This is a genomic window from Enterovibrio norvegicus, from assembly GCF_002876705.1.
Taxonomy (GTDB): domain Bacteria; phylum Pseudomonadota; class Gammaproteobacteria; order Enterobacterales; family Vibrionaceae; genus Enterovibrio; species Enterovibrio norvegicus_B.
The window spans coordinates 14,727-40,343 of sequence record NZ_MDAG01000002.1 but is presented as its reverse complement, the minus strand read 5'-3'; the positions used below and the strand labels follow the sequence as shown (position 1 = coordinate 40,343).

Genomic DNA, 25,617 nt, shown 5'->3' with positions numbered 1-25,617 from the left:
ATGATAATCAACCCCGCTACCAATAAGCCGTTTACTCGGGAAGAAAAAGAGGAGCTGCAGGCGCACCATAGCCGCGCCCATGTCACCAGTGTGCGCCGCCCCATGGCGACCCATTCTATCGCCAGTTATCTCACCCCCGCGCGCCTGGCCAATGTGCTGCGCAATGCCATCAACGGCCAAGCGGAAGATTACTTTGTGCTCGCAGAAGAAATGGAAGAGCGCGACACCCATTACCGCTCGGTGCTGTCTACGCGCAAACTCGCCGCCGCCTCATTAAGCCCGGCCGTAGAAGCGGCCAGCGATGACGAACAAGACCAGGAACTCGCCGAAGCAGTGCGCCAACTGCTGCGCCACCCTCAGTGGGAAGATTGCGTGTTTGATTTGCTCGACGGCCTCGGCAAAGGCATTGGCCTGGTCGAAATGCTGTGGGACACCACGGACACCCCTTGGCAGCCTTACGAGTACAAATGGGTAGACCCGCGCTTTATCCGCTTGGACGAGGATACGCAAAGCGAACTGCGCTTAGTCACTGATGACAGCCCAAGCGACGGTGAACCCTTGGCCCCGAATAAGTATCTGGTTCACTTGCCGCGCATGAAGTCCGGCCATTGGCTGCGCGCGGGCCTCGCCCGTGTCGTGGCCGTGATGTATATGCTGAAATCCTTCACCGTCAGAGATTGGTGGGCCTTCGCTGAAGTGTTTGGCATGCCCATTCGTGTCGGGAAATACCACAGCAACGCCTCTGATGAAGACATTCGCACCCTGATTAATGCCATTGCGACCATCGCCAGCGATGCGGGCGCGGCCATTCCTGAATCCATGCAAATTGAGATGGTGGAAACCGCCAAAGGCAGTGGCGGCGATACGCTGTTTGAGAACATGGCAGAATGGGCCGACCGCCAGATTTCCAAAGCCGTGCTGGGCCAAACCATGACCACGGATGATGGTTCAAGCCAGAGCCAAGCCAAAGTACACAACGAAGTGCGCCAGGACATCATTAACTGGGATGCCCGCCAACTGGCCAATACCTTAAACGCGCATCTGGTGAAACCTTTCATCGACATGAACTGGGGGCAGCAAAAACAGTACCCGCGCATCATCATCAAGCTCGAAGAAAGCGAAGACATCAAAGCCTGGGTGGAAGCGATTATCCCGCTTATAGATAGAGGGATGAAAGTCCAAGCCTCCGAGGTACGCGACCGTGTTGGCCTGTCTGACCCCGAAGACGACGGCGAACTGCTGCATGCCGTCAACAATCAACCTATCGATACACCCGCGCTCAACCGCCAGCAGCTGGCACTCAATCGCGCCCTGCCTGCCCTCGATACCGAAGCCGAAATTGATGAATTGGTGAACAGTGGCTTAAACGAGTGGGAAGCCGTCAGCGCGCCGATACTTAACCCCATCTTAGACGCCGCCAAACAGGCCGACAGCTTCGAGGCGTTCAACCTGGCCTTAAACGACATCGCGAGCGAACTCGATGCCAGCGCCTTTGCGGAACAACTTGCCGCCCTATGCTGGCAAGCCCGCGCGCTAGGAGATTTGACCGATGGATAATGGCATCATCCCTGCAGAAGCCTTGGCCTATCTAAAGGCCAAAGGGTTAAAGGTCGGCTTTCATCATGCCGACGTGTGGAAGGACGAGCACAACGCCGCCTTCACTGTGGCCAAGATGATGCAACTCGACATACTCGACGATGTTAAAGAAGCACTGACCATCGCACTCGAAGAAGGCCACACCTTCAAGCAGTTCGCCGAAAGCCTCAAGCCCTACCTGATACAAAAAGGATGGTGGGGCGAGCAGCTGGCCCGCGACCCTTTTGATGGCGAGATTAAAGCGGTAAAGCTCGGCAGTGATGCCCGTTTAAAAACCATTTACCGCACCAACATGCGCACCGCCCGCGCTGCAGGCCAATGGGAACGCATCGAGCGCACCAAAGCTACTCACCCTTTTTTGCTGTACGAATTGGGGCCAAGCCGAGAGCACCGAAAAGACCACCAAGCCTGGGCGGGGATCATCCTCCCTGCAGACCACCCTTGGTGGCAAACCCATATGCCGCCCAATGGCTGGGGCTGCAAATGCAGGGTGCGCCAACTGAGTCAACGCGAAGCAGATAGATTGATTGCTTCAGGCCAATACAGCACCCATGCGCCAGCGCTGGAAGAAAGGGATTGGCTGAACAAACGAACGGGAGAAGTGGAGCGCGTGCCGAAAGGCATCGACCCTGGTTGGAACTACAACCCAGGGAGCCGACAAAATGAACTCAAAAGGCAATTTCAGGAAAAGCAACAGGAGGCGCGCTAAGCGCCTCTTTGTCGTTTAGTGGTGCGGTTGGGTGGGTGGTGAGTGCTTAAACGATTGTGGTGGGATTTAAACGGGCTGTAAACAAAGGCTGCGCTTAAAGCCATCTAGATTAGTTGTAGCATTGAATCTCACCAGTTTCACGATGACCATTTGAATAATAATTTAATAAATAGCTTAAATCATAAATAACCTAAAATTTCACACCCCCTTTTCACGAACTAAGCGTCTAAATGAATTAAACATCAAATGAGTTTGAGAGCTTGACAGCACTAAACCTATAGCACCGGCAAACTCATCTTGGTTATCTGCCACGTAATGATTTTTCTCATGAACTACAGTTATGGGATAGCCATCCGCTGAACGCTTAATCATCATTAATTTCTTTTCAACTCCAGAAATTTCATGTTTTATTAAAATCTTATCATAGCCAGTTTTTTTTCTTTCACCTAGACTTACTAAAACTCGAAGATGCATTGCTGAATCATGATGTTCATACTCAACCTCTTCCGCCAAAGTAATATCAAGACCTAAGAATTCTGACAGAGCATCATTTAACTTATTAAAGACCTCTCTTACTTGCCTCCTATTTTCAGTAACCAAATCTGCAGCTTCTTTACCTTGATTTAAGAGAACACCAAAATTAAATGACATTTTACATTCCTATACTCTAGTTATTTCGCATACAATCGGGAGATGATCAATAAAATTCTTTTTATCTTCAAAGTCTGCAAGTATTCCACTTGGAGTCATTATTTCTGTTCTGAATTCGTTCAAATGCCAGTAACCATTAGTGAGGAAACTGCCAGACACTACTATCTGATCATATGAATGCCAGATAGTGCCGAGAAACTGTTTAAACTTATGGCTGCCCGAACGATATACAGTGGATGCACCTAGGTGGCTATATTTATATTCCGAAACCAAACTCCGCCAAAAAGGATTATAAAAATACTCGTTCGGATATTTTTTTACTGCATCATGACATCGACTTGCCTTTAGACATTTATTAACACTTTCATCATAAGGATTATCATTGAAATCTCCCATGACTATAACATCCTTCCCATCTTCCATAAGGTCGCATGCGGACCTGTATACCATATTTGCAGCAGCAACTCTCCGAGCCTCGCCATCACCATTCAAACGACTAGCCCAATGGCATAAAAAAATATATATAATTTTAGAATCATCTATATTTTCGACCTCTACTAGCTGAGCTGCCTTTACTGTATTCCCGGTGATTACTTTGGAAAGCGTTAAATTATGCCTAACCTTAACCTTACAATTCTTATAAACAACAACCATATCAAACCTAGTTTTACCAGATTTTTGAGTAAGGTCTAATAGACTAATATCATCTAAGTCTAAATTCTCTGAAAGAAACCTAACATCTGCTTCTGAAACCTCGCATAATGCCAAAAAATCGCATGCGCTATCTTGCATCAAAGTTTTAATATGCATACAGATGGTGGCGTAATTCACTTGATTTGCTTTGGTCGTAGCTTGAGGTGCTGAGGGAGATAGAGCAACATTCCACCAACCGAACCTTATATTATAAAGCAACATCTAAAAACACCAATTGGACTTTAATCACTTCTAAGTAAAAAATTAATTTGACAATAAAAACAAATTTTATGAAACAAAGACCATCTCTCAAATTTACTCACTAGTTCATTTAGTAGGTTGTGATTAACAACTTAAAAGTAAATGATAATTATACCTTCCATGGCCACTCATATTGAAATGATAAACCAACCATGAAATCACTTCTCTTTTTATGTTCATAATTTAAAGGCCTAAACCCACCTCCAGTCCCAACTCTACGTAAGCTACCGCCCTCTGCTTATCGGCACACAACTAGCCATTACTGTCTGATTTTTACCACGTAAAAGTACCACAAAGTGCATATAATAGTACTTCATATCTCTCATACCAGAGCTCGAATGTTCATTCTTTAGGCTCCTGAAAACTCATTTTTTCAAAGCTATCGAATCGGGACAAAAAACAACCACCCCGGTAAATCTCACCCAATCCCCAGCCCGCTTATTCTGGCCTCAACCGTTTACTCAAAACGCAGGCCAACTCAATGCCAGACATCACGCAAACACGCCACCTAGCGCTCTGTTTCCAACTCCCTTCACAACCAAGTGATACGAATGAGCGTTGGCTAGAGCTTATCCCTGCAGGCACTTTTTCGGGTGTCGATGGTCGCCACTGGTCAAATGCTTCCCCTGATTCCGTCGTCCTCAACTCTGCCGCTTCTGCCCCTTGGGACATTGAACACGCCACCCACATTAAAGGCCCAAAGGGTGAAGAAGCCCCCGCGTATGGCTGGGTAGAAGAATATGACGTGCGTGATGGTGCTATTTGGGGCCGTGTTGCCTTCAACCGTGAAGGCATGGACATCATTGCAGAGCGCAAATACCGCTATTACTCCCCTGCTTTTTTGCACGATGCCCAAGGCAACGTGACCGCGATTGAATCCGTGGGCTTTACCAACAAACCCAACTTGACCGAACTCCCTGCCCTTAATCGACAACAACAGGAGCAACACCCCATGACACTCTCTGCCACGCTCGCTGCAGCGCTTTCGCTCAACCCTGCCACGGCAACTGACGCCGATGCAGTCACCGCGATTGATGCACTCAAATCTGACGCGCAGCTGGCGCTTAACCGCGCTGAACAACCCGACCTGAAAAAATTTGTGCCCGTCGAAACCCATCAACTGGCCTTAAACCGCGCCGAAGCGGCAGAAGGTGAACTGAAAGCCCAGCAAGACGCGGAGACCGAAGCCCTGATTGATGACGCCATCACCGAAGGCAAGATTGCGCCTGCGAATAAAGCCGCGTTCCTGTCGATGTGTCGCAGTGACCGCGAAGGCTTCGACCGCTTTTTGGCCTCGGCTCCCAAGGTGGCGAGCGATGAAAGCCGACACACCCAAGCCCCAAAAGGCCGCGCCAAGCTCGATGAGCATGAGCTCGCCATGTGCCGCAAGTTACATCTCACCCAAGACCAGTTCTTAGCCGCCAAAACCGCCCAGCAGGAGCAGTAATCAATGCCACAGTCACAATCCGAAATCCTTCAAAACCTGTTCACAGGCATGAGCGCGTCATACACCCAAGGGCTCGACAGCGCGAGCCCTCAATGGCAAGAAATCGCCACCGAAGTGCCAAGCTCCACCTCTGCCAACAACTATGGCTGGCTCGCCGACATTCCTGGTATTCAAGAATGGGTGGGTGAGCGTCAGCTGGCCGACATTGGCAAACACGGTTACGCCATCGAAAACAAAACCTGGGAGACCTCCATCAAGGTCAAACGTGAAGACGTGGACGATGACCAAATTGGCATGTATTCCGTGCTCGCCAAGAACTTTGGTTTTCAGGTGGCGCTGTTTCCTGACGAACTGTCCTATGGGCTGTTAAAGGCAGGCTTTCAAACACAGTGCTTTGATGGTCAGTACTTCTTTGACACTGACCACCCAATGGGAGACGACACCTATTCCAACATCATTGGCGTGCCGACCTCGACTGGCGAACCATGGTTTTTGATTGATGACACCCAAGTGCTCAAACCCATCATCTACCAACACCGCCGCCCGTTCGTGTTCAAGAACATGAACCCCCATGAAGAGTTCACCTGGTTCAATAACGCGCTTGCCGCGGGCACCGATGGCCGTTCAAACGTGGGCTTTGGCTTCTGGCAAACCGCCGTGGGCTCGAAGGCAGCGTTGACCGAGTCTAACTATGAAAAGGCCATTGAAGCGCTGTCCGGCACCAAGAAAAACAACGGCACCCCGCTTGGCATTCGCCCCACCAAATTGGTGGTCGGCCCGCGTAACCGCGCGGCGGCGAAAAAGATCATCAATGTCGCCATCAAAGAAGGGGGCGGCAGCAACCCCTATTTCGAAGACGTCAAAGTCGTCGTGAGCCCATACCTCGGCTAACCCCCTAAACCCATTTGCATTGGCCGTGAGGCGGCCTTTGCCCCTTTGTATTTTGAGGATGAAACAGTGACCGATGTTCTTAAGCCAACCGCGTCAACCAAAACGCCACGTACTGGCAGCAATAAAAAAGCCACTGACACCACAAACACCGACACTGCGCAAGTTGCTGGCACTGCCGCTGCGCCATCGCAATCGGATAGCGAGCCAAGCGGCCTAACCACCCATGAGGCCATCATGGCAAGCCTTGAAGGTGTGCCCTTTGTTGCCGTGTTCGTCAAAGCTATTTCTGTCGATGGGTTTTGGCGCTGTGGCCGCTTTTGGCCCCACGAAGGCGTGCAAGTGTATGCGGTTGACGACCCAACCACCGCCCACGCGCATCACGATGCCGATGTCTTTGTTGATATGGCAGCGCTTGAGCGCATTGAACATGAGCCCTTACTTGTGGTTTCACGCCTGCAAACAGACGAAAAGGAAGCCTAAGCCATGACCGCCACCGTCTATGCCACCGCGCAAGATTTGCTTGAACGCGATCCCTCGTTTGTGTGGACGGTGGCCGCCCAAAAAGACAACCCCAACGCCCTCGATGAGGTGGCCATGGCTGCCGCCTTGCGCGATGCCAGCGAAGAGATAAACAGCTTTCTGTCGCGCTTTACACTGCCGCTTGCCGACACACCCAACACGCTCAACCGCTTGGCCATTTCCCTTGCCTTTTACTGGCTGGCCGACCGCGACAGCAGCGTGACTGACCTAGTACAAAAGCGCTACGACGATGCCATAAGTACCTTGAAAGACATCCAAGCAGGTCGCCGCGATCTTGGTTTGCCCAACGCCGACAAGCCCGCTGAAACCCAAAGCGGTAAGGCGGAGGTCATCGCCGCCTCTCGCCCTGCCATGCGCAAAGATTTAGGCGGGGTGCTGTAATGGCCATCGCCGTCAACATCACAGGCGATGCCGAGCTTCAAAGGCTGCAGCAACATATCGCAAGGCTCAGCGATGCAGGCAACCGCCGCCAGCTGCTGGCCCTCATCGGCGCAGAAGCCGAAACCCAAACTCATCGCCGTATTCGCGATGAGAAAACCGCGCCAGATGGCACGCCCTGGGAAAGCTGGTCAGACGGCTATGCAAAGACCCGTCACGGTAATCACTCATTACTGATGGGAAACGGCGAACTCGATGACTCCATTCAATTTCAGGTGCGTGGCAATAAGGTGCATGTGGGCTCGCCTCTGGTGTATGCCACCGTGCATCAAGACGGCTTTGAGGGGGCGGTCAACATCGCCGCCCACCATCGCCGCATCACCCAAGCCTTTGGCAAGGTGCTTCGCCACCCTGTTTGGCAATCGGTCGGCGCGCATGTGCGCCACATGAAAGTGCCACAACGCGAATTCCTGGGACTTTCCACCGAGAACCGCCAAGACCTGTACGCCCTCATTGGTGACTTTTACGGAGACCTTCTGACATGAGCACGCGCCCGCAACTCGACATCACAGGCACCTCACTGGCCATCACTGCCGCCGTGGTGCAGGCCCTTAGCACGTTCAAAGGCGACGCCCCTGATGAGGTCGGCAGCATTAACCGGCACAAAGGCCGCTTCGCCACCCCCGATGCGGTGAAACATGAAGTCACTCACTACGGCGCAATCCGCGTGGCCGCTCTCAACGTCAGCCAGGTGCGCCGCGAAGCGGGTAGCCAAGTCGGCATGGTTTCCTTGGTGGCCTTTGTCATGACCACTGACCACTACGGCCATCACCGTGACGAGCGCGCAGAAGTCATCAGCAGCAAACTCGCCGTGTTTATCACTGGCCAAGATTGGTCACAGGCCCTTGGGCGCACCGCTTACAAACAGCCTGAGCGTGTCAGCGCGCAGAACCTCTGTACCGAGGCGCTAGACAACATCGGCGTCGCGATTTGGTCTGTCAGTTGGCAGCAAGAGTGTCGCCTTAATGTGCCCGTTGACCTGTCCACCCTTGATGATTTTTTGACCATGCAACTCGATACGCCCACGCAGGATAACCCCGCGTTGAGCGCCACCTTCGCGATGCGCCAAGACAACACACCCAGCCCCGAGGACACCCAATGAACACCGTGACTCTCTACCCCACCGATAAAAAGGTGAAAGTATGTAAACCCGATGGCGGCCACCTTAACGAAAACGGTGAGCCTATCGTTATGACCGCCTTCTGGCACCGCCGTGTGCGCGATGGCTCTGTCACCCAAAACGCGCCAGAAGACGCCATTGATACTGCAAAAGACAACATCGACACGGCCAAAGACAGCGCGAAACCAAAAGGATCTAAATGATGTCCATCCCGAACGATATGCGTGTTCCCCTGTTTTACATGGCCTTTGATAACGCCAATGCCAATCAGGGTGTCGCGGTACAGCAACACAAAATACTGGTGATGGGCCACCAAAGCGGCGGCACAGCGACCGACTTGGAGCAATACCGCATCACCAGTGACGACCAAGCCCGCGCCCTGTTTGGTGACGATGCCATGCTCACCGCCATGCTGCAGACATTGCGCAAAGGCAACAATTACACCGAGACCTGGGCCATGCCCGTGGCCGAACCCACTTCAGGCACGGCAGCTTCATCAGGACAAGCCATCACGGTGACAGGCTCAGCCAGCCAAGCGGGCACGTTGTCACTCATGATTGCAGGCCAGCGCGTGCAAGTGGGTGTGAGCACCAACGACACTGCAGGTGCTATCGCAGCCGCCATCGTTAATGCCATCAACCAACAGACCGCATTGCCTGTTACGGCGCAAATTCCAGCCAGCGAAAACACCCGCGTCAAACTGACCGCCAAATGGAAAGGGATCACGGGCAATGACATCGATGTGCGCTGTAATTATTACGACACCGAGCAGTTGCCGCCAGGCGTATCGCTGACTCTGTCGCCCTTATCCGGCGGTGCAGGGTATATCGATGCCAGTGACGTCATTGGCGCATTGGGTGATGAATGGTTTAACCATATCGTGTGCCCGTTTAACGATCAGGCATTCCTTGATGGCCTTCGCACTGAACTCGATGCACGTTGGGGCGCGCTTCGCATGATGGAAGCCGTTTGCTACACCGCCATTCGCGGCAACCATGCCGAAACAGGCACCTGGGGCAATACGCGCAACGACCATCTGATCACTTGCATGAGCACCAACACCGCCCCCAACCCACCGTGGGAGTTTGCTGCAGCGTATGCGGCGCAAGCGGCCTATCACCTCGCTATCGATCCCGCGCGGCCCCTGCAAACCCTGCCTTTGGTGGGATTGCTGCCACCGTCGAAGCGTGAGCGCTGGGATTTGGTAGAGCGCAACCTGTTGCTGCATGACGGTGTCGCGACCTATTACGTCGATGCAGGTAACCGCTGCGTGATTGAGCGTGAAATCAGCACGTACCAGGTCAACACCTTTGGCAGCCCTGATCCGAGTTACCTCGACATCACCACCCCGATGACACTCGGTTATTTCCGCTTTGTCCATAAAGCCCACTTCACACAAAAGTTCCCGCGCCACAAATTGGCGGGCGATGACGTGCTCGACAGCCTAGAGCCTGGGCAACCTGTCGTGACACCCAAAATACTGCGCGCCGAAATGCTCGATGTGTTTTTGCAGCTGCAAGAGAAAGGCTTGGTGGAAGGCTTTGAACAATACAACGCCGAGCTAGAGGTCACCCGCGACAGCGCAGACGCCAACCGCATCAATGTGCTGTGTTCACCAGATTTGATTAACGGCCTTCGCATCATGGCCATGAACGTGCAGTTCAAGCTGTAAGGAGAAACACCGATGTCTATTCTCGGATACGCCAAAATTCGCGCCAATGGCGATGAGCTCAAAACCAAGGGCGGCGCGCGCCTCAACCCTGGCGGCTTTAACCGCACCTCTCACGGTGGTGGCGGTCGCGTCTGGGGCAACAGCAAACGCTTTGTCGCCCCCTCGCTCGACTTCAAGTTGGTGGTAGACAGTGACACCGACGTGCAAGCCATTAATGACATGGAGAACGTCACCATCGTGTTTGAGGCTGACAACGGCCTCACTTACATGATGACAGGCAGCGCCCTGGAAAACCCCGCCGAGCTCGACGAAGACAACGGCGAGACGGGCGGCAAATTCATAGGCAAACAATGCAAACGCATTTAAGCGAGGCACCCCATGGCAAAGATTGAATTTAGCCTTGAGCATGGCCTTCTCTTTGGCAAAGGTCAGGACGCAGAGCCGCACTATGACGTGGTACTGCGTGAGCTCACCACCCGCGATGTGATTGAGGCGCGCACCAAAGCCGAACAAGTGGTGTTTGTGCCTGACCCTCAAACAGGCACAGAGAGAGGCATCACGGTGGTCTCTGAGGTCAAGATGGGCATTGAGCTTTTATGCCGCCAAGTGGCCTCGATTGGCGACATTCAAGGCCCACTGTCAGAGCGACAATTGTATGGGCTGCATGTGGACGATTTTGCCCTGCTCAATGAACAAGCCGAACGCCTCGATGCTGCCGTGGGGGTGGCGGAAAAGCGGGGGCGATTGGAGCAGTCAGGCGAGCGAACTTGAACAGGTCGTGCTTGCGCTGGCGAGCCGACATTTCACCTCTATCGAGCACTTTCTCGATAAACCCGTCACCTGGCTGTTTGACCACTTACTCGCATTAAAGGCAAAACACCATGAGCACACTAAACAGTGAAATCGTCATTAACCTGTCGGGGAACCTCAGCCAAAAAGCCCGCACTTATTCCAACGACATGAAGAAATTTGCGGCAAGTCAATCACACATGGCCAAAGGGTTTCGCCACGTGGTGAAAGGCGTCAACAAAGGGCTAGACGCCATGGAAAACCGTTACACCGCCTTGGTGGCCACGGTAGCAGGTGGCGCAGTCGCCAACAGATTGGTCACCCTTGACCGCCGTCTGTCGCGTTTATCCGTGGCAGCAGATCTCACCAAAGAACAAACCCGCGCCTTGTACAAAGAGATTGAGAACATTTCCCGCTCTGAGGGAATCCGTATCGATCCCACCCAAACCCTCGAAGGGCTAGAGGTAGTGATGGAAAAACTCGGTGATATCGACTTTGCCCGCCAGAACATGGGCAACATTGCGCTGTTTTCTCAAGCCACGGGCGCAACAGGTGGTCACATCGGTGCCGTGCTTACTCAACTCAAAAAGCTCTCAGTAGAAACCCAACAAGAAGTCATGACAGCCATGGACACCTTGAACGTGCAAGGTAAAAGCGGCGCGTTCACCATGGCCTCGTTCGCCGCCCAAGGTGAGCGGCTGCTGTCCACCTATGCCGCAACAGGTCGCCAAGGTGTTGAGGCTGTGCTTGAACTGGGTGCCGCCATGCAGGTCATTCGAAGCGGTGCAGGCTCTGACGACCAAGCCGTGACCGCGTATGAAGCGTTTATCCGAGAAGTGACCACCCCCGACAAAGTGAAAAAGCTCAAAGAATTGGCAGGCATTAACGTGTTCGACCCTGACAAGCTCAAGCAAGGCGTAGAAGTGATGCGCCCATTACCCGATCTGATGAAAGACATCATCACTCAAGCAGGCACAAGCCAGACCTACACCATGAGCCAAGCCCTCAACACCATCAAGTTTGGCGAAGAAGCCATGCGCGCCTTAAAGCCCTTGATGGGGGAGTTTTCCGCTAATGGCAGCATCAACGCCTTTGATCAATTTCTGTCTGTGACCGCTGACGGCAGCACCACAATGCAAGATGCGGCCAAGGTAGCCAAGGACTACCAAGCCAGCGTCGATAATTTGATGACCGCCGTCCACCGACTCACGCAACGAGAGCTGGCAGGCCCGTTTCAAGATCTCGCCGATGCGGTCAACAGCTTGGACGCCGACACCCTTGACCGCTGGCTGCAGCTTGGCAAAAACATCGGCGTGACCGTGGCCGGACTCATCGCCGCCCGCAAAGCGCTGGGTGTCGCCAAAGATTTAAAAGCCGTGTTCGGCAAAAAAGGCGGTGCGGGTAATGCCGCTAATACCCTCTCAGGAGGCGTCACCCCCGTCTATGTGGTGAACATGCCCACCGCCAATGCCCTACCTGGTAGCGTGAGCGGTGGAATAGGGAAACAGGGCAAAGGCGCGGGCAAAATGCGCTGGCTCAACGCGGCAGCACAAAGTACAGGCATTGGATATGGCCTGATGAACTTGGCCCCTGACTTCTCCCCCATCGACATTCGTCGTCAATCTGACGTCGATACCACAGGCATGCCGTCGTCGTTCGTGCCAGGTGCGGGCTTACTGGATGTGTTTGACGAAATATCAGGCTGGTTCAGTGGACAAGGGGCCCCTTCCCAAGCGCCGGAGTCTGGGGAAATCCGAGGCAAGATCGCCATCGAAATGCACGAGAACCGCACCCGCATTAAAAGCGCGGACGTGCGCTACAACGGCATTCCGCTCACGGTCGATCACGGCTTATCGATGGCCGATTAAGGGGGCGAGATGCAAGCACAATGGCAAGACCGACGTGACGCCGCCTTTCGTGGCGTTCCTTTTCTACTAAGCACAGTGCGCGGCAAAACAGGCCGCCGCACCGTGCCCCATGAATACCCCAAGAGCAACCTAGGCTGGCCAGAAGACAACGGCGGCGCGCTCAATGTCGAAACCATCAAAGCCGTCCTGGTCGGCCCCACCGCGCAAACCCAATGTCAGCAATTGCTTGATGCCTTAAACGTCGCGGGGCCAGGTGAACTGGTGCATCCCTATTGGGGCATTCGTCAGGTGCAAGTTGGTGACGTAAATTACGATTTCGACAACAACGAGCGCGATATCTGCCGCCTGTCGTTTCAGATTTTCGCCGTCAGTGATCGGCTTTTCCCTGCAGACCAACGCGACACGCAGCAAGCCGTCACCGAGCAAGCACGCGCCGCCAATGACGCGCAATGTGAGCGCTTTGCCCAAGTGACCGAAGCACTGACGCCCGAGCAAGCGACATCGATGGCCGACCATCTTGATGGGTTGCTCGACAGCCTCGATAACACGGTGAACAACTTGCCAGGGCTGCCGGAGCAAACAGGCGAATGGGTGAACAGGCTGGGCCGCGTCAAATCCTCGGTCACGCGCGGCTTAACCTACCCAGGGCAACAAGCCAGGGACATCACGGATCTTCTTTTTCGTGTGAAAGACCTGGTCACAGAATTGCCCTTGTCACTCAGCATTTACGATCAACTGGCGCAGCGCTGGCAAGGAGAACGCGAAGCACTGAACCCTACCCGCTCTGCGACAACACCCGAACAGGCTCAACAGCTAACCGCCCTCGATTTGATGCTCACCGCCGTGGTGACAGGCAAAGCCAATGCCATTGCCAACGGTGAACTGACCGACAGCCAACAAGCCGAACAAGCGGCCACCTCGATGACAACGTCACTGGCGACCCAAGCCGCACGCGCCGTGGAAGATGGCAACCGCGATGGCTGGCGAACACTGAGGGCTTTGCGCCTATCCGTGGTCGAGGACATCAAAACCCGCGCACGCCAATTGCCGAGAATGCGCACCGTCTCGATTGAGCGCCCTACTCCCTCGGCTTTGCTCGCCTACCACATCACAGGCGACGCACAGCAACGCGATGACATCGTCAAACGCAATCGCCTGTCTCGCCCCGCGTTTGTGACGGGCAATGTAGATGTGTTGGAGAACAGCAATGGATAAGGTGTCATTGAAAATCGGGGGCCGCGTCTGGCAAGGCTGGAAGCAAGTCAGCACGACCCGCGCGTTGTCTGCTGTGACGGGTGAGCATCAATTCAGCATCACCCGCAGTTGGCAAGATGCCGAGGCGCTGCCCCTTCGTGAAGGCATGCCCGTGGAAATCTTCATCGGTGAGGACAAAGTTGCTACAGGTTACATCGCCGAACGCGTGCCAAGCTATGACGCCAACACGCTCAGCTATCACATCACCGCACGGTGCAAAACCAAAGACCTGGTCGAGTCGTCATTGGTTCACCCATCGGGGGAGTGGAAACACGTCACGCTGGCCACTCTTGCTGCTGAAATCTGCCGCCCTTATGGCATTGCGGTGGAGATACAAACCGACATTGGTGGGCCGTTCACCACGGTTCGACTTGAGCAAGGCGAATCGCCTTTTGAACTGCTAGAGCGCTTGGCCCGTCAACGGGGCGTGTTGCTTACCAGCAACGCGAACGGCAACTTGGTGATCGCCCGTGCCAGTGACATACAGCTGCACACCGCCTTGGTGCTCGGGCAAAACATCTTGGCCGCACGGGGCCGCTTTAGTGAGTCAGAGCGTTTCAGTCAGTACATTATCAAAGGCGTCGGCAATGGTGCAGCCTTTGATGCACAAAGCCCCGCCCGTGTCGGCGGCCAATCCGTGTCAGTCAATGACAGCGACATCACACGCTATCGCCCGAAAATCATTCTCTCAGAAGAAGTCTTCACCGCTGATGGCGCAAGCCGTCGAGGCCAATGGCAAAAGCAACGTGCCCTTGCACACGCCACCACCACAGAAATCACGGTACAAGGCTGGCGCATGCCCAATGGGATGCTGTGGCCATTGAACCGCCGTATCAAGGTGCTCGACCCCATTCAAGGGATCGATGACGTGTTGCTCATTGCCTCGCTGACCCGACTTGAAGACGACCAAGGCCGCACCACGGTGCTCGGTTTAGTACCCCCCAAAGCGATGGACATTCCCATTGAAACCGCCAAAGACACCCAGCAGGTGGCCGCATGGTAACCGCGTTTAACCGCCTTTTAATGCCCGTTAAACGCCGATTACAGTTAATGGTTGATCGCGCCGTGCTGCGTATCGTGAGCGACAGCACCCAACGCCAACAGCTTCAAATCCAAACCTTGGCAGGCGAAACCGACAGCGACATTGAACGCTGGCAAAACTATGGCCACACCAGTGTGCCGCCAACAGGCTCCGAAGCCATCACGCTGGCCCTGAACGGTAACCGTTCGAACCTCATTGTTATCTGCGCCGAAGACAAAGGCGTAAGACTGAAAGACCTGCAGCCAGGGGATAGCGCGCTGTATCATGCCCAGGGCCACTTTTTGAAACTGACCCGAGATAAAACGGGCGAGCTTAGCGCAGATACCCTGAACATTTCAGTGAAACAGGTAAATATCACCGCCACCGAATCGGTTGTTATAACCACCCCTACCGCAACGTTTTCTGGTGATGTGAACATCGGCGGAAATTGTACAGCTGCAGGCCGTGTTATTGGCCAGCAAGGCGGCACCTTTAAAGGCGTGGAATCTGAAACCCACAAACACAACGAAAACGGCAAAGACAACCTAACGGACGGCCCACAATGATTGGCACTTATTGGCACCAGAACGGCGCAGACCACAGCATCGAAGATGGAAAACTGGCAGAGGACGATGGCCTCAACTCGCTGGTCTTTATGATGCTGATGACGGATGCCCGCGCCAAAGACAGCGACGCCTTACCCGCTGGCACAACCGACCGTCGTGGTTGGCCAGGTGACAGCTTTGCCGCGTCGCCATGGGGCTCTCGCCTTTGGCTGCTTGCCCGTGAAAAGCTCACCACCACCACACTGCAGCGCGCAGAAGATTACGCCAGTGAAGCCCTGGTGCCACTGCTTAAAGGGATAGCCAAACGCTACCGCGTAACGGCGTCACGTCAAGGCCGCGAGCGCTTGCGCCTAGATATCACCATCACCAAACCCGATGACACGGTGATGCGTTACGGCATCAGCCTGCGATGGGCCGCGCACACGTTACGCGGTGAGGTGTCACATGCCCTATAACCCGCCAACGCTTGCCGAGTCTATCCAACAAATCGAAGGCGATATCTCGCTTGAACTTGGCCTTAATGCCCATTTACCCGTGGTCTGCGCAGAGCGCGCCATCGCATTTTCAGTAGGCGCGGCCAAGCGTGATTTGCATGACCAACTGCAGTGGCTGGCCAAACAAATTGTGCCGACCGCCGAAAGCGACGATAGCACCATTGAAACCCGCGCCGCTTATGAAGGCGTGCCGCGCAAGCTGCCACAAAAGGCCAAAGGGCATGCCACTTTTACGGTGTCTGATAATGCGCAATTGCCCCTTGATTCAGTGCTCACTGCCGCGAACGGTTCACGCTATCTCGTGACCTTCGCCACCTTGCCCGAAGACAGCCGCATCATTGCTGCGATTGAAGCCGAGCAAGCAGGGAAAGTGGGCAACCTTAATGCAGACGACGTGCTGACGCTCGTTAGCCCCGTGCCAGGCATTCACAACCAAGCCACCGTGCGCACCCTCGAAGGAGGCGCAGACATTGAGCCCATTGCTGAACTCTTGCGCCGTTTGTGGTTTCGCAAACAATACCCACCCATGGGCGGTGCGCTGCATGATTACAGAGCTTGGGCAACCGAAGTGCCGAGCGTGACCCGCGCCTGGGCGTACGATGCATGGCAAGGCGGCAGCACCGTGGGCCTAACCTTTGTCTGCGATGGCAATGATGACCTCTTGCCATCTGCTGCAAAAATCCAAGAAGTGAAAGACTATATCTATCGTCATAGCGACCCTGCAACGGGCGTCGAGGTGGGCCGCCCTGCAGGCATTGAAACTGTGTTGTTTACGCTGCGTATAAAACCCGTTCAATTGGCCATCACACTCACACCCGACACCGCAGAAACTCGTGCCGCTGTCGTGGCACAACTTACCGAGTTAGAGCGCCAATTCGCAAGCCCTGGAAGCCGCATTTTACTGTCTCAAGTGCGCACGGCCATTGGCACCGCATCGGGCGTGATGGATTACGCCACCCCACTTGCCAGCGATATCATCAGCCAAAGCGATGAGCTCATCACCTTCGAGGCACCGCAATGGATAGAGTGACCGCCGCCCAATCGACAGAGGCTTGGCTTGATGTCCTGCAGCAGCTGATGCCACAGGGCCTTGCTTGGCCGCGTGATGATGAGGCGAATCAAACCAAACTGCTTCGTGCATTGGCCAAACAATTGGCCGACATTGATGCCCAAGCGGATGCGCTCCAACAAGAGATGACCCCCGCCAATGCGCGCGAACTACTCGACGAATACGAACAGTACTTGGGTTTACCCGAGTGCGGCGCACCGCAACAACAAATAGCAGAGCGCCAAGCCGCTGCCGTTGAAAAAGACCAACGAAAAGGCCGTCTGCAAGCGTGGAACATCGAACAACGCGGTGCAGATTTAGGCTTTCAGATTACGGTCGAAGAACACTTTCCGCATCACTGCCTTCGAGGCTGCACCTATCCCCTTTATGAAGAAAAGTACCGTCACCTTTTGCGTATCCGCGTGCATGGCACAGACGAAGGCGATGCCAACACCCTTGAATGCACCCTCAAGCAATTCAAGCTCGGCGGGAAATACTACGAATTTGTCTATGAAGGTAATCAATAATGCATTTGCTCAACAATGGCTCTCAGGTCGAACAGATACCCGCTATCAAATCACGTGAAGGGATTGGCGGCTACTTCAGTGAAAGCAATGAGGACGACGCGCCAAGCTATCCAGGGGCCGACTGGTTTAACGCTGTCATTCGCGAATTTCAGACCGCACTCACGCGTTACGGCGTCCCCTTTGACCCCGACAATTTTGACCATCTTTCTCGTTTGATTCAGTTCACAGCCTTGCCCGTGGGAACGCCCCAACCTTTGATGTCAGACACCGCCCCCGAAGGCTGGGCCATCATGAAAGGCCAAGCCTTTGATACCGAGCTTTTTCCCGTAACAGCCTCTCTCTTTCCTGATGGCATCATTCCCGACATGCGCGGCCGTGGCCTTATCGGTAAAGAAGACGGCGAGACCGTCGGCGCGTTTGCTGAGGGTCAAGTGAAATCGCATGGTCATGAAGGCTCAAGTGTCAGCAGTACAAACCTTGGCACTAAATACACAAATACAACCGGAAACCACGCCCACTCACAGACGATATATAGAGGTAATGACATCAACTGGAATTCGTCTTATGGAGGACCATACCCTGTCGGAACAGATGATCAACTTGGTGCCGCAACCGTTGGACGTATCAACGCGGCAGGGAATCACAATCACTATGTCGCGCTTGGGGAGCATGGCCACAGCCTCACCATCGCGCTGAATGGCGCACTCAAGAACACCATCGACCACCTCAAATGCAACTGGATAGTAAGGCTTGCCTAATGAACAACATTCAACCGCAATCTGTCGTTTTGAACGTTTCTCGACTGTCACCCCAAGGTTGGTGGCTTGGTAATGAGCAACAGCATGTAGCCAAAGGCACAGCGCTCGGTAATGACTACACCGAAACGATATACAGCCCTTCTGCCGATGGCCTGATTGCGCGCTTCGATCGGGGCATCGGCACATGGTCAGAAGAAATCGAAGACAAGACGCTCGCACCTTACTATTCAATCGAGGGTCAACACTATCTCGTGGGCTCGCCTGATGGCGCTCTACCAGAAGGCATGATTGAAACCCCGCCACCAGCACATGACCCACTCAAACAGGCCGTGTTGCATGATGGTGAGCAATGGCAAATATTCGACATAAAGATTGGCGAATCTTTTTGGGATGAATGGGCCAATGAATATGTCGTGTCAGAGACCTATTTTGAATTGCCTGAATCCTGCACTTGGGAGCGCCCACCCTCCATTGAAGAAGGTTATATACCAAGATTGGTGGAAGGCAGCTGGCAGCAAATCGAAGACCACAGGGATACGCTGATTTATAACAAAGCAGAATGCCGACACACCGAATACGTGACTGATATTGGCCCTATAAAAGAGGGATGGACGTTTGATGAACCTCCTACCCCATACCACGAATACACAGCAGAAGGTTGGGTGCAGAGCATTGACCGCGCCAAGGAAGCAAAGAGAGAAGAGATCAACGCATGGCGCGCATCACTGGAAAATGACCCAAGCACGACCGTCACTGCAAATGGTGCCGAGTGGGACGCAGGGCCTGAAGCACGTTTGAGGATTGATTCAACCATACTGTCTGACTCGATGCCGCCTTATTGGACTGATGCCAATAATGTCGATCATGAAGGCATGACGATAGAAGTGTTAAAACAAGTAAAAGCCGCCATTAACCTTCAAGGTTTTATGATCCACGACAGACAGCGAGCCATGAAACGAGACTTAGACCAAATTGCCGAGTTTGATGATGTGTTGGCGTTTAGCGTGGGCTGGTTGGAATAGTAAGGAAGAGTTAAAGGCCATTTAAAACCCGTTTAAAGAAAAGCTAAATAAACCGCTTAATTTGGTATTCGATTTACGTTCCAGATTAAGCGGTTTCACTTACCATTTCGCGCGGCGGGCTACACTTTGTTGATGATTATTGGACGGTGATTCCAAGAGACATAGACGCTTCAGTGAACGCTCAAGAGCACACAAACGGGGATAAAAATATAGAAAAGGGGTGAAGCTACGCGAACAGTTGCGTTTCAATCAGGTATAGAAAGGGGAATCAATCAATGACCCTGTAAGGTGTCACGTATGAAGTAAAACAGGAGGGCTTAGATTGGGTGGAAGCCCTACCAGCTACATCCCGGCACACACGTCCCAAGCGGGGGCTGCTTCCTTCCGGATCTGACCCATTACACAAGATAGCGTTGCGGGAGAACCAATAGGGCCTCCATAGATTTGTTACACCAAACTTTTCTTTTAAAAGAAACTTTCGGTTCGGGCGCATTATGTAAGAAGGCTGGCACCAATGCAAGGGCTTATCCGGCATTCAGGGTGTGAGTGCTGAGATTTTGTCCGCTTACGTCCATTTCAGCGTGCGACTCACTCTCTACTCCTCTTCTTCCTCTTCATTTTCTGCGTTGAGCAGGTAATCCCCCAGCCATGCGATGGTGAGCGATAACAGCCACGCCACGAATACGGGGTTGGGCACGGAGAATTGCGGGATCACCACGATGGTCGCAAAACCAATGGCGGGTAAAATCACGGTGAGCTTGTCGCCGCGGTTGCCGTCACTGACGCGTTGTAGCTCTTGCAGTGATAGCACTAACACGCTGCCACAGAACGCGAGCATAGCGCCTTGAGGCAATCCGCCCGCTAGCAAGCCTACAATCAAGGCGGCTGGCCACCAGCTGATTTTGGTGACGGGTTTCCAGAAGTAAGCAGAAAGCCACACAAGGACGACACAGAAGATTTGCATCAAGGTATAGCGCATCGCGCCACCGAGCTTCTCATCACCTTGCAGCGCGAGTACGCCGCACTCCATGGCGATAACAACGGACAGCACAAGGATGGACACTTGCCAGTTGCGGCGCTCGCCTGCCATGAGGACAAGGGCGGGCAATATCATCCATAAGCTGAGGGATATGGCGACTGGCTGCAAGGGCACCATGGCGCCGAAACCCACAAGGCCAATCACAAGTAGCCACACGGCTGCGCCACCGTTACCGATGAGGAAAAGTGCGGGGATGACATAGGCCAGCAGCGGAATATCACCGTTGGTGATGGCGAGTGAAAAAGCGGCGCCGATGACGGTCACTGCAGCGGTGACCATTAACATTGTTGAATACCACATAGCTGCACCTCCTTGCGCTTGTATGTCGATATTTTGCTGGTTGAGACCAGCGATTCCCTAAATGCGTTGTACTACCCAGTCCCCTTTTGTTGGTGGTTTTATATCAGCGCTGTTGTGTTCAGTTGCTTGGGGTTAACCATGGTTAAATCATGCTACTGGGTATTTTTGTTTGCGCTATGATGGGGACTGTCTGTTTTCTTAATGTTGCGTTATCTCAATCCAATATGCCCAATTTTGATGATCAAATCTATGCGGTGCTCGTGCAGATCCCGAAAGGAAAAGTAACAACTTACGGTGATGTCGCAAAAATTGCGGGGTTCCCCCGTCATGCGCGTCATGTTGGAAAGCTTTTAGGGCGATTGCCGAAGGAAAGTCGCTTGCCTTGGTTTCGCGTGGTCAACGGTAAAGGCATGATTTCGCTGAAGGGTGCCCGCTTTATCGATCAGCGCGAATTGCTGTTAGAGGATGGGGTTGAGGTAAAAGAAAACGGCGCAATTTCGTTGCGCCGTTTCAAATGGGATGGTGAACCTGCCTAGCGGTTGCTGGCATTTTTCACGTCGGATTAACGCGCTGCGCTAACCACTTGAACCTTGATGTTCTGTGTCGCCGCTGGGTCATTAATTACTTGGTGTGCAGTGTCGCTGATGAACACCAATTCGCCATTCACTTCAATGCGTGCACTGACGTTATAAGTATGACCCGGCTTAATTTCGCTTGGTGAGTAGCTTAGGCTAAATGGCAGTGGCACTTGCTTGCCTTCTGTCACGTAGGATTGGCTGCTAATCACTTCCATTGGGGCGTCTGCAAGCGAGACGTCTGCCAATGTCACGGTCAATTTAGCATTGTCTGGTAAAGCGATACGTTGGAGGTAGAACACCTCGCCATCAACTGTTGCCATATCTTGATCTGCCATGATGTCACTGCATGCCGTAAACGCGAGTGCGATTAACGCTGCAAAGAAACCAAAAAACACCTTTTTCATGGTACAAACTCCAACAAAACGACCAATAATGACAATGCTAACAACAGTGTAACACGCGCTTGAACTCAACCCTTCCTAAATTGTGGATTTAAGATCACACTCTGTTAATCAGCACTGCGTAGCGTTAGAGAGCATAACCTCTGGAAAAGTTCGAAATTATCGGTAAATTGAGAGAGTTCTGTCATTTTTCTGTCAATTGCTTCGCAAACAACGCGTTAGGGGATTTATGAGCGATAAACTGGACGAATTACTGTCCCTTCTGAAACTCGAGCAGATCGAAGAAGGCTTGTATCGCGGACAAAGTGAAAACTTGGGTTTGCCGCAAGTGTATGGCGGCCAAGTAATTGGTCAGGCACTTTCTGCTTCAACGGGCACGGTCAGCAGCGATCGTTTTGTGCATTCTTTCCACAGCTATTTTCTTCGCCCTGGAAACCCTGAAAAGCCGATTGTTTATGATGTCGAAACCTTGCGTGATGGCGTGAGTTTTAGCACCCGTCGTGTGAAGGCGATTCAATTTGGTAAGCCGATCTTCTATCTCACGGCATCGTATCAAGAACACGAGCCGGGTTTTGAGCACCAATCGACCATGCCGGATGTGGTTGGCCCTGAAACATTGAAATCTGAAAAAGCCTTGGTAGATGAAATCGCTGAGCATTTGCCGAAGAAGGTGATTGAAACCTTCGGTGGTGAGCGCCCTATCGAGGTTCGCCCTGTTCATGTTATTAACCCGCTCACGCCGCATATTGTTGAGCCAAAGCAGTACCTTTGGATCCGTGCGAACGGCAAGATGTCGGACGATTTCCGCATTCATCAGTATGTGTTGGCATACGCCTCTGACTGGGGCTTTTTGACCACGGCATTGCAACCGCATGGCGTGAGTTTGATGACACCAGGATTGAAGGTGGCAACCATTGATCATTCCATGTGGTATCACCGAGAATTTCGCATGGATGAGTGGCTGTTGTTCGTGATTGATAGCCCGTCAGCCAGCGGCTCGCGTGGCATTGTGCGCGGTGAAATCTTTAACCAAAAAGGTGAATTGGTGGCCTCTGCAGTGCAAGAAGGCTTGATGCGCAGCAGCGCACCAAAACGCGCCTAGAGCAATAACCCCTCCCTAACCCTCCCCTTGAAAAGTGGAGGGGATCAAAAGCAAAGCCAGAGCGCATAACACTGCGCTTTGGTTCTTTTTCCTCGAGCTTTCCAATTGAAATCGCAAACAACGCGTAAATACGAAACCGAATGCTTTTATTTTGCTCCTCCAACTTTCCAAGGGGGAGGTTGGGAGGGGGTTGTTGACTCATCGAGCCAAGTGCTTTCTATCCGGTTCATCGCACTGAGTCGACTGCCAGCAAAAACACCAAGAGCATAACCCCTCCCTAGCCCTCCCCTTGAAAAGTGGAGGGGATCAAAAGCAAAGCCAAAGCCAAAGCCAAAGCCAAAGCCAAAGCCAAAGCCAAAGCCAAAGCCAAAGCCAAAGCCAAAGCCAAAGCCAAAGCCAAAACATGAGATCGAAAAAAGGCCAGTAGGGAGACTGGCCTTTGGTGTTTTCGAGGAGTTTTAAAAGGAGAACTAGCGATTAGAAATCGTAACGGATGCCCGCTTGCAGTTGGTCTTCTTTACCCGTTACGCCTTCAAATTTGTAACCTGCGTAAGTACGTAGGTGACCGTTGAATTTGTAAACCGCTTCAAGTGCAACGTTGTTAGCCTCTTCCTCGGTGGTGTTGTCGAACTCACCGAAGTTATAAACGCCTACCAATGCCAGTTTCTTGGTTGCTTTGTACTGTGCAGACAGTTCGTAGCCGGTGTAATCCACGTTGCTTTTTGACGCGATGGTGTAAAGCGCACCCAAGGTAATTGCATCTTGTTTGAACTGTGCAGCAAGGTTGATTTGGTCATCGTTGTCTGTACCCGCATCTTGCGTCACGTAACCTGCGCCCACAGAGAAAGAACCAACGTTATACAGCGCTGAAATACCCACGCTGTCTGCGTCTTTTTCATCGGCTGCAATGTAGTTTGCTTGCAGTGTTAGGTCGTTAAACTCACCCGCGTATACGAAGTTGTTTTCACGCTTGTCTTTGTTTCCTGAAACCACGTCTGCGGCATCGCCACCGAAGGTCGCCATCACATCAGTGATGTCCGTTAGTTGAACCTGCGCAGAGTCTTGCTTGCCGTAAGAAAACTCACCGGCAGAGAAACCGAAGCCCGCGAAGAAGTAACGGTTTTTCAAGCTATCTGCATCAGAAAATTCTGCTTCATATTTACCGAAACCGTAAAGGTCGTCAGAGATTTCTGTTTTACCTTTCAGGTTTACACGCGCACGAGACTTGTCTTTGAATGCGCTATTTTCAGTGCTTTCGTTGTTGTCTGAAACATTGAAACGCGCTTCTGCACGACCGCCAACTTTCAGCGTGGTGCCATCGGCATCATAGACGGTTGCTGCCAAGGTCGGTGCTGATACCAACGCACAAAGAATTGCTGAAGCGAGTGCTGCCTTTTTCATTTTCTAACGTCCTTATTGAATGGGGGTGTTGCTTACTTATGTTTTGATGAGGCAAAAGTAGACGCAAAAAATGAAGGTTAAGTGACTGAACCATGACGTTTTATGTGAATCTATATTTCAATTCGATGACTTACGGTTATGGCTCGCAGCATGATGTAACTTATTGATAGTTTTCACCTTGAGTTCTCTTGTCTTTCACAGGGGCTTTGCCCGTTCGTTTCAACACTCAAAAGCTCTCCTTGCACAATGCTGTCGGGAATCTTCAATACCTATTTTTCGGTGTGCGTTACTTTGGTGTTTAACCCTTAGAAGAGGATTCAACATGAAATTCAAATACACGATTTTGTACGTGGAAGATGTCGCGGCAACGCTCGCTTTCTACGAAAACGCTTTTGGCATGAAAACCGCAATGCTGCATGAAAGTGGGGATTACGGCGAACTGTCTTCTGGCGACACCACGCTCTCTTTTTCTTCATTGGCATTGATGGCGCAATTGGGGAAAAACCCATCGCGCGGTGATGGAAGCGCACCCTGTTTTGAAATCGCATTTGAAACGGAGGAGGTGGAAGAGTCACTCAATAAAGCGACCGCAGCAGGCGCCGTATTGGTGCAGGATGTTGAACATATGCCGTGGGGACAAACAACGGCCTATGTGAAAGATCTCAATGGTTTTTTGGTCGAGATTTGCTCGTCGATTCAGGCGCAATAATAACCAAGTCAAAGAAGGCGTTAGTAACCGGCTTGGTAAAGTTGATCAATCAAATCTTGGCGGATTTTCAGTTGCTCCGGCGTCACGCCGAACCAGTGTTTTATCTCTCGACAGAAGTGGGCTTGATCGGAAAAACCAAACTCAAAGGCGATATCACACACACTCAAGGACGGCGTGTTGTCTAGGCTGTTAACAGTAATAAGCGCCAACGCGCTCTGCCTGATTCGCGCCAATCTCAGCCAAAATAGGGGAGACTTACCACTGTGTTGCTGAACATGACGCTGGAGGGTTCGCTCACTAACGCCAAGTTCAGCGGCAATACTCGCCACGCAGCCCAAGCGTTGGCTCATGCAAGACAAGGCTTCGGTAAAGTTCCCATTGCTTGAGGCAAACGTGGCTATCTTTCCTTCCACATCGTGCTCGTCTGCCGCTAACGCGGCGAGCAACGCGTCTTCGTCCAACACCGTGCCCGCTTGCAACCGATAACCGGTGAGCTGTTGATGCGGCTGAATATCAATGGCGAGGGTAGTGTGAAAAAGTGGAGAGACATGAGCATCGACAACACCAAGGTTGTTACGGGTAACAATCACATCACGGCAACCATCCGGCACAACAAAGACGGTGCCTGCGTGCATTGGCGTAGCGTGCCAAACATCAATGACCTTACCTTCATTCATACCCAAAGCGCCCCCTGTGTTTGTCGAGTTTCGAGTTTCGAGTTT

The 25,617-nt window shown here is 52.6% G+C and carries 30 protein-coding genes and 1 other RNA gene; 24 read left to right on the top strand and 7 right to left on the bottom strand.

Annotated elements, in window-relative coordinates; all coding sequences use genetic code 11:
- Both BCT27_RS01340 and BCT27_RS01335 read left to right on the top strand, forming a co-directional pair.
- Entirely contained in the window at window positions 1-1,557 is a 1,557-nt protein-coding gene (locus tag BCT27_RS01340) for a DUF935 domain-containing protein (protein ID WP_102394817.1), read from the top strand.
- Window positions 1,550-2,305, top strand: coding sequence for a phage head morphogenesis protein (locus BCT27_RS01335; protein WP_102394816.1), 756 nt, complete (start codon window positions 1,550-1,552; stop codon window positions 2,303-2,305). Before BCT27_RS01340 ends, BCT27_RS01335 begins: the two co-directional genes overlap by 8 nt.
- A gap of 198 nt (window positions 2,306-2,503) precedes the next feature.
- Here the strand turns inward: BCT27_RS01335 and BCT27_RS01330 are convergent, their stop codons facing one another.
- Together BCT27_RS01330 and BCT27_RS01325 are read right to left on the bottom strand one after the other, a co-directional pair.
- The gene (locus BCT27_RS01330) at window positions 2,504-2,956 is read right to left on the bottom strand and encodes a hypothetical protein (RefSeq protein ID WP_102394815.1); all 453 of its coding nucleotides are present in this window, start codon (window positions 2,954-2,956) and stop codon (window positions 2,504-2,506) included.
- Window positions 2,957-2,965: 9 nt separating this feature from the next.
- Window positions 2,966-3,871 carry an endonuclease/exonuclease/phosphatase family protein gene (locus BCT27_RS01325; RefSeq protein ID WP_102394814.1) on the bottom strand — a complete coding sequence of 302 codons (906 nt, stop codon included), beginning with the start codon at window positions 3,869-3,871 and terminating at the stop codon, window positions 2,966-2,968.
- A 520-nt stretch (window positions 3,872-4,391) separates the two neighbouring features.
- Between BCT27_RS01325 and BCT27_RS01320 the strand changes: the two genes are divergently transcribed.
- The 19 genes from BCT27_RS01320 (at window position 4,392) to BCT27_RS01230 (ending at window position 19,365) form a co-directional block, all read left to right on the top strand.
- Window positions 4,392-5,357, top strand: a complete 966-nt coding sequence (locus BCT27_RS01320) for a phage protease (protein ID WP_102394813.1) — start codon at window positions 4,392-4,394, stop codon at window positions 5,355-5,357.
- Between the two features lie 3 nt (window positions 5,358-5,360).
- Window positions 5,361-6,248 carry a Mu-like prophage major head subunit gpT family protein gene (locus BCT27_RS01315; RefSeq protein WP_102394812.1) on the top strand — a complete coding sequence of 296 codons (888 nt, stop codon included), beginning with the start codon at window positions 5,361-5,363 and terminating at the stop codon, window positions 6,246-6,248.
- A 66-nt stretch (window positions 6,249-6,314) separates the two neighbouring features.
- A complete protein-coding gene (locus BCT27_RS01310; protein WP_102394811.1) occupies window positions 6,315-6,728 on the top strand; it encodes a hypothetical protein in 414 nt (137 codons plus the stop codon).
- 3 nt (window positions 6,729-6,731) lie between these two features.
- Window positions 6,732-7,169 carry a gp436 family protein gene (locus tag BCT27_RS01305; RefSeq protein WP_102394810.1) on the top strand — a complete coding sequence of 146 codons (438 nt, stop codon included), beginning with the start codon at window positions 6,732-6,734 and terminating at the stop codon, window positions 7,167-7,169.
- Window positions 7,169-7,711 (top strand): phage virion morphogenesis protein, encoded by a 543-nt coding sequence (locus BCT27_RS01300; protein WP_102394809.1) that lies wholly within the window; start codon window positions 7,169-7,171, stop codon window positions 7,709-7,711. The genes BCT27_RS01305 and BCT27_RS01300 overlap by 1 nt, the downstream gene beginning before the upstream one ends.
- Entirely contained in the window at window positions 7,708-8,328 is a 621-nt protein-coding gene (locus BCT27_RS01295) for a hypothetical protein (protein ID WP_102394808.1), read from the top strand. The genes BCT27_RS01300 and BCT27_RS01295 overlap by 4 nt, the downstream gene beginning before the upstream one ends.
- Window positions 8,325-8,549: a DUF2635 domain-containing protein gene (locus BCT27_RS25780; protein ID WP_241908481.1), complete on the top strand. Its 225-nt coding sequence runs from the start codon at window positions 8,325-8,327 to the stop codon at window positions 8,547-8,549. Before BCT27_RS01295 ends, BCT27_RS25780 begins: the two co-directional genes overlap by 4 nt.
- On the top strand, window positions 8,546-10,018 hold the full coding sequence (locus BCT27_RS01285) for a phage tail sheath subtilisin-like domain-containing protein (RefSeq protein ID WP_241908480.1): 1,473 nt from the start codon (window positions 8,546-8,548) through the stop codon (window positions 10,016-10,018). The genes BCT27_RS25780 and BCT27_RS01285 overlap by 4 nt, the downstream gene beginning before the upstream one ends.
- 12 nt (window positions 10,019-10,030) lie before the next feature.
- Window positions 10,031-10,384, top strand: a complete 354-nt coding sequence (locus BCT27_RS01280) for a phage tail tube protein (RefSeq protein WP_102394807.1) — start codon at window positions 10,031-10,033, stop codon at window positions 10,382-10,384.
- 12 nt (window positions 10,385-10,396) lie between these two features.
- On the top strand, window positions 10,397-10,789 hold the full coding sequence (locus BCT27_RS01275; RefSeq protein ID WP_102394806.1) for a phage tail assembly protein: 393 nt from the start codon (window positions 10,397-10,399) through the stop codon (window positions 10,787-10,789).
- Window positions 10,790-10,899: 110 nt separating this feature from the next.
- Window positions 10,900-12,675, top strand: coding sequence for a phage tail tape measure protein (locus BCT27_RS01270; RefSeq protein ID WP_102394805.1), 1,776 nt, complete (start codon window positions 10,900-10,902; stop codon window positions 12,673-12,675).
- Between the two features lie 9 nt (window positions 12,676-12,684).
- Entirely contained in the window at window positions 12,685-13,890 is a 1,206-nt protein-coding gene (locus tag BCT27_RS01265; RefSeq protein ID WP_102394804.1) for a DNA circularization protein, read from the top strand.
- On the top strand, window positions 13,883-14,932 hold the full coding sequence (locus tag BCT27_RS01260) for a phage baseplate assembly protein (protein ID WP_157939223.1): 1,050 nt from the start codon (window positions 13,883-13,885) through the stop codon (window positions 14,930-14,932). The genes BCT27_RS01265 and BCT27_RS01260 overlap by 8 nt, the downstream gene beginning before the upstream one ends.
- Complete coding sequence (locus BCT27_RS01255) at window positions 14,926-15,516, top strand: phage baseplate assembly protein V (protein WP_102394802.1); 591 nt, start codon at window positions 14,926-14,928, stop codon at window positions 15,514-15,516. Before BCT27_RS01260 ends, BCT27_RS01255 begins: the two co-directional genes overlap by 7 nt.
- Entirely contained in the window at window positions 15,513-15,971 is a 459-nt protein-coding gene (locus tag BCT27_RS01250) for a phage GP46 family protein (RefSeq protein WP_062710997.1), read from the top strand. Before BCT27_RS01255 ends, BCT27_RS01250 begins: the two co-directional genes overlap by 4 nt.
- A complete protein-coding gene (locus BCT27_RS01245; protein WP_102394801.1) occupies window positions 15,961-17,040 on the top strand; it encodes a baseplate J/gp47 family protein in 1,080 nt (359 codons plus the stop codon). The genes BCT27_RS01250 and BCT27_RS01245 overlap by 11 nt, the downstream gene beginning before the upstream one ends.
- Window positions 17,028-17,585, top strand: coding sequence for a YmfQ family protein (locus BCT27_RS01240; RefSeq protein ID WP_102394800.1), 558 nt, complete (start codon window positions 17,028-17,030; stop codon window positions 17,583-17,585). Before BCT27_RS01245 ends, BCT27_RS01240 begins: the two co-directional genes overlap by 13 nt.
- Window positions 17,585-18,343, top strand: coding sequence for a phage tail protein (locus BCT27_RS01235; protein ID WP_102394799.1), 759 nt, complete (start codon window positions 17,585-17,587; stop codon window positions 18,341-18,343). Before BCT27_RS01240 ends, BCT27_RS01235 begins: the two co-directional genes overlap by 1 nt.
- Complete coding sequence (locus BCT27_RS01230; RefSeq protein WP_157939222.1) at window positions 18,343-19,365, top strand: DUF4376 domain-containing protein; 1,023 nt, start codon at window positions 18,343-18,345, stop codon at window positions 19,363-19,365. Before BCT27_RS01235 ends, BCT27_RS01230 begins: the two co-directional genes overlap by 1 nt.
- Before the next feature lie 333 nt (window positions 19,366-19,698).
- Here the strand turns inward: BCT27_RS01230 and ffs are convergent.
- Both ffs and BCT27_RS01220 read right to left on the bottom strand, forming a co-directional pair.
- An RNA gene (gene ffs, locus BCT27_RS01225) (signal recognition particle sRNA small type) lies at window positions 19,699-19,795 on the bottom strand.
- Window positions 19,796-19,960: 165 nt separating this feature from the next.
- On the bottom strand, window positions 19,961-20,704 hold the full coding sequence (locus BCT27_RS01220; protein WP_102319653.1) for a VP0952 family biofilm-associated protein: 744 nt from the start codon (window positions 20,702-20,704) through the stop codon (window positions 19,961-19,963).
- 224 nt (window positions 20,705-20,928) lie between these two features.
- Between BCT27_RS01220 and BCT27_RS01215 the strand changes: the two genes are divergently transcribed.
- Complete coding sequence (locus BCT27_RS01215; protein WP_198597492.1) at window positions 20,929-21,240, top strand: MGMT family protein; 312 nt, start codon at window positions 20,929-20,931, stop codon at window positions 21,238-21,240.
- Window positions 21,241-21,266: 26 nt separating this feature from the next.
- On the opposite strand, the gene BCT27_RS01210 is transcribed toward BCT27_RS01215, so the two are convergent.
- Window positions 21,267-21,686: a YbaY family lipoprotein gene (locus tag BCT27_RS01210; RefSeq protein WP_102319655.1), complete on the bottom strand. Its 420-nt coding sequence runs from the start codon at window positions 21,684-21,686 to the stop codon at window positions 21,267-21,269.
- Between the two features lie 226 nt (window positions 21,687-21,912).
- Here BCT27_RS01210 and tesB point away from each other — a divergent pair, with 226 nt between their 5' ends.
- The gene (gene tesB, locus BCT27_RS01205; RefSeq protein WP_102392463.1) at window positions 21,913-22,785 is read left to right on the top strand and encodes an acyl-CoA thioesterase II; all 873 of its coding nucleotides are present in this window, start codon (window positions 21,913-21,915) and stop codon (window positions 22,783-22,785) included.
- Between the two features lie 477 nt (window positions 22,786-23,262).
- On the opposite strand, the gene BCT27_RS01195 is transcribed toward tesB, so the two are convergent.
- Window positions 23,263-24,186, bottom strand: a complete 924-nt coding sequence (locus BCT27_RS01195) for a porin (protein ID WP_102392472.1) — start codon at window positions 24,184-24,186, stop codon at window positions 23,263-23,265.
- 322 nt (window positions 24,187-24,508) lie between these two features.
- Between BCT27_RS01195 and BCT27_RS01190 the strand changes: the two genes are divergently transcribed.
- Window positions 24,509-24,895: a VOC family protein gene (locus BCT27_RS01190; RefSeq protein ID WP_102392473.1), complete on the top strand. Its 387-nt coding sequence runs from the start codon at window positions 24,509-24,511 to the stop codon at window positions 24,893-24,895.
- Window positions 24,896-24,915: 20 nt separating this feature from the next.
- On the opposite strand, the gene BCT27_RS01185 is transcribed toward BCT27_RS01190, so the two are convergent.
- A partial coding sequence (locus BCT27_RS01185) for an AraC family transcriptional regulator (RefSeq protein WP_338417991.1) occupies window positions 24,916-25,617 on the bottom strand: 702 nt, incomplete at its 5' end.

Excerpts from the sequence above, each read along its gene's own strand:
- BCT27_RS01305 (WP_102394810.1), top strand. The coding sequence starts at position 6,732 with ATGACCGCCACCGTCTATGCCACCGCGCAAGATTTGCTTGAACGCGAT.
- BCT27_RS25780 (WP_241908481.1), top strand. The coding sequence starts at position 8,325 with ATGAACACCGTGACTCTCTACCCCACCGATAAAAAGGTGAAAGTATGT.
- BCT27_RS01280 (WP_102394807.1), top strand. The coding sequence starts at position 10,031 with ATGTCTATTCTCGGATACGCCAAAATTCGCGCCAATGGCGATGAGCTC.
- BCT27_RS01295 (WP_102394808.1), top strand. The coding sequence starts at position 7,708 with ATGAGCACGCGCCCGCAACTCGACATCACAGGCACCTCACTGGCCATC.
- BCT27_RS01265 (WP_102394804.1), top strand. The coding sequence starts at position 12,685 with ATGCAAGCACAATGGCAAGACCGACGTGACGCCGCCTTTCGTGGCGTT.
- BCT27_RS01335 (WP_102394816.1), top strand. The coding sequence starts at position 1,550 with ATGGATAATGGCATCATCCCTGCAGAAGCCTTGGCCTATCTAAAGGCC.
- BCT27_RS01240 (WP_102394800.1), top strand. The coding sequence starts at position 17,028 with ATGGATAGAGTGACCGCCGCCCAATCGACAGAGGCTTGGCTTGATGTC.
- BCT27_RS01320 (WP_102394813.1), top strand. The coding sequence starts at position 4,392 with ATGCCAGACATCACGCAAACACGCCACCTAGCGCTCTGTTTCCAACTC.
- BCT27_RS01270 (WP_102394805.1), top strand. The coding sequence starts at position 10,900 with ATGAGCACACTAAACAGTGAAATCGTCATTAACCTGTCGGGGAACCTC.
- BCT27_RS01215 (WP_198597492.1), top strand. The coding sequence starts at position 20,929 with ATGCCCAATTTTGATGATCAAATCTATGCGGTGCTCGTGCAGATCCCG.
- BCT27_RS01230 (WP_157939222.1), top strand. The coding sequence starts at position 18,343 with ATGAACAACATTCAACCGCAATCTGTCGTTTTGAACGTTTCTCGACTG.
- BCT27_RS01250 (WP_062710997.1), top strand. The coding sequence starts at position 15,513 with ATGATTGGCACTTATTGGCACCAGAACGGCGCAGACCACAGCATCGAA.
- BCT27_RS01315 (WP_102394812.1), top strand. The coding sequence starts at position 5,361 with ATGCCACAGTCACAATCCGAAATCCTTCAAAACCTGTTCACAGGCATG.
- BCT27_RS01255 (WP_102394802.1), top strand. The coding sequence starts at position 14,926 with ATGGTAACCGCGTTTAACCGCCTTTTAATGCCCGTTAAACGCCGATTA.
- tesB (WP_102392463.1), top strand. The coding sequence starts at position 21,913 with ATGAGCGATAAACTGGACGAATTACTGTCCCTTCTGAAACTCGAGCAG.
- BCT27_RS01275 (WP_102394806.1), top strand. The coding sequence starts at position 10,397 with ATGGCAAAGATTGAATTTAGCCTTGAGCATGGCCTTCTCTTTGGCAAA.
- BCT27_RS01285 (WP_241908480.1), top strand. The coding sequence starts at position 8,546 with ATGATGTCCATCCCGAACGATATGCGTGTTCCCCTGTTTTACATGGCC.
- BCT27_RS01235 (WP_102394799.1), top strand. The coding sequence starts at position 17,585 with ATGCATTTGCTCAACAATGGCTCTCAGGTCGAACAGATACCCGCTATC.
- BCT27_RS01300 (WP_102394809.1), top strand. The coding sequence starts at position 7,169 with ATGGCCATCGCCGTCAACATCACAGGCGATGCCGAGCTTCAAAGGCTG.
- BCT27_RS01195 (WP_102392472.1), bottom strand. The coding sequence starts at position 24,186 with ATGAAAAAGGCAGCACTCGCTTCAGCAATTCTTTGTGCGTTGGTATCA.
- BCT27_RS01210 (WP_102319655.1), bottom strand. The coding sequence starts at position 21,686 with ATGAAAAAGGTGTTTTTTGGTTTCTTTGCAGCGTTAATCGCACTCGCG.
- BCT27_RS01340 (WP_102394817.1), top strand. The coding sequence starts at position 1 with ATGATAATCAACCCCGCTACCAATAAGCCGTTTACTCGGGAAGAAAAA.
- BCT27_RS01260 (WP_157939223.1), top strand. The coding sequence starts at position 13,883 with ATGGATAAGGTGTCATTGAAAATCGGGGGCCGCGTCTGGCAAGGCTGG.
- BCT27_RS01325 (WP_102394814.1), bottom strand. The coding sequence starts at position 3,871 with ATGTTGCTTTATAATATAAGGTTCGGTTGGTGGAATGTTGCTCTATCT.
- BCT27_RS01245 (WP_102394801.1), top strand. The coding sequence starts at position 15,961 with ATGCCCTATAACCCGCCAACGCTTGCCGAGTCTATCCAACAAATCGAA.
- BCT27_RS01220 (WP_102319653.1), bottom strand. The coding sequence starts at position 20,704 with ATGTGGTATTCAACAATGTTAATGGTCACCGCTGCAGTGACCGTCATC.
- BCT27_RS01190 (WP_102392473.1), top strand. The coding sequence starts at position 24,509 with ATGAAATTCAAATACACGATTTTGTACGTGGAAGATGTCGCGGCAACG.
- BCT27_RS01330 (WP_102394815.1), bottom strand. The coding sequence starts at position 2,956 with ATGTCATTTAATTTTGGTGTTCTCTTAAATCAAGGTAAAGAAGCTGCA.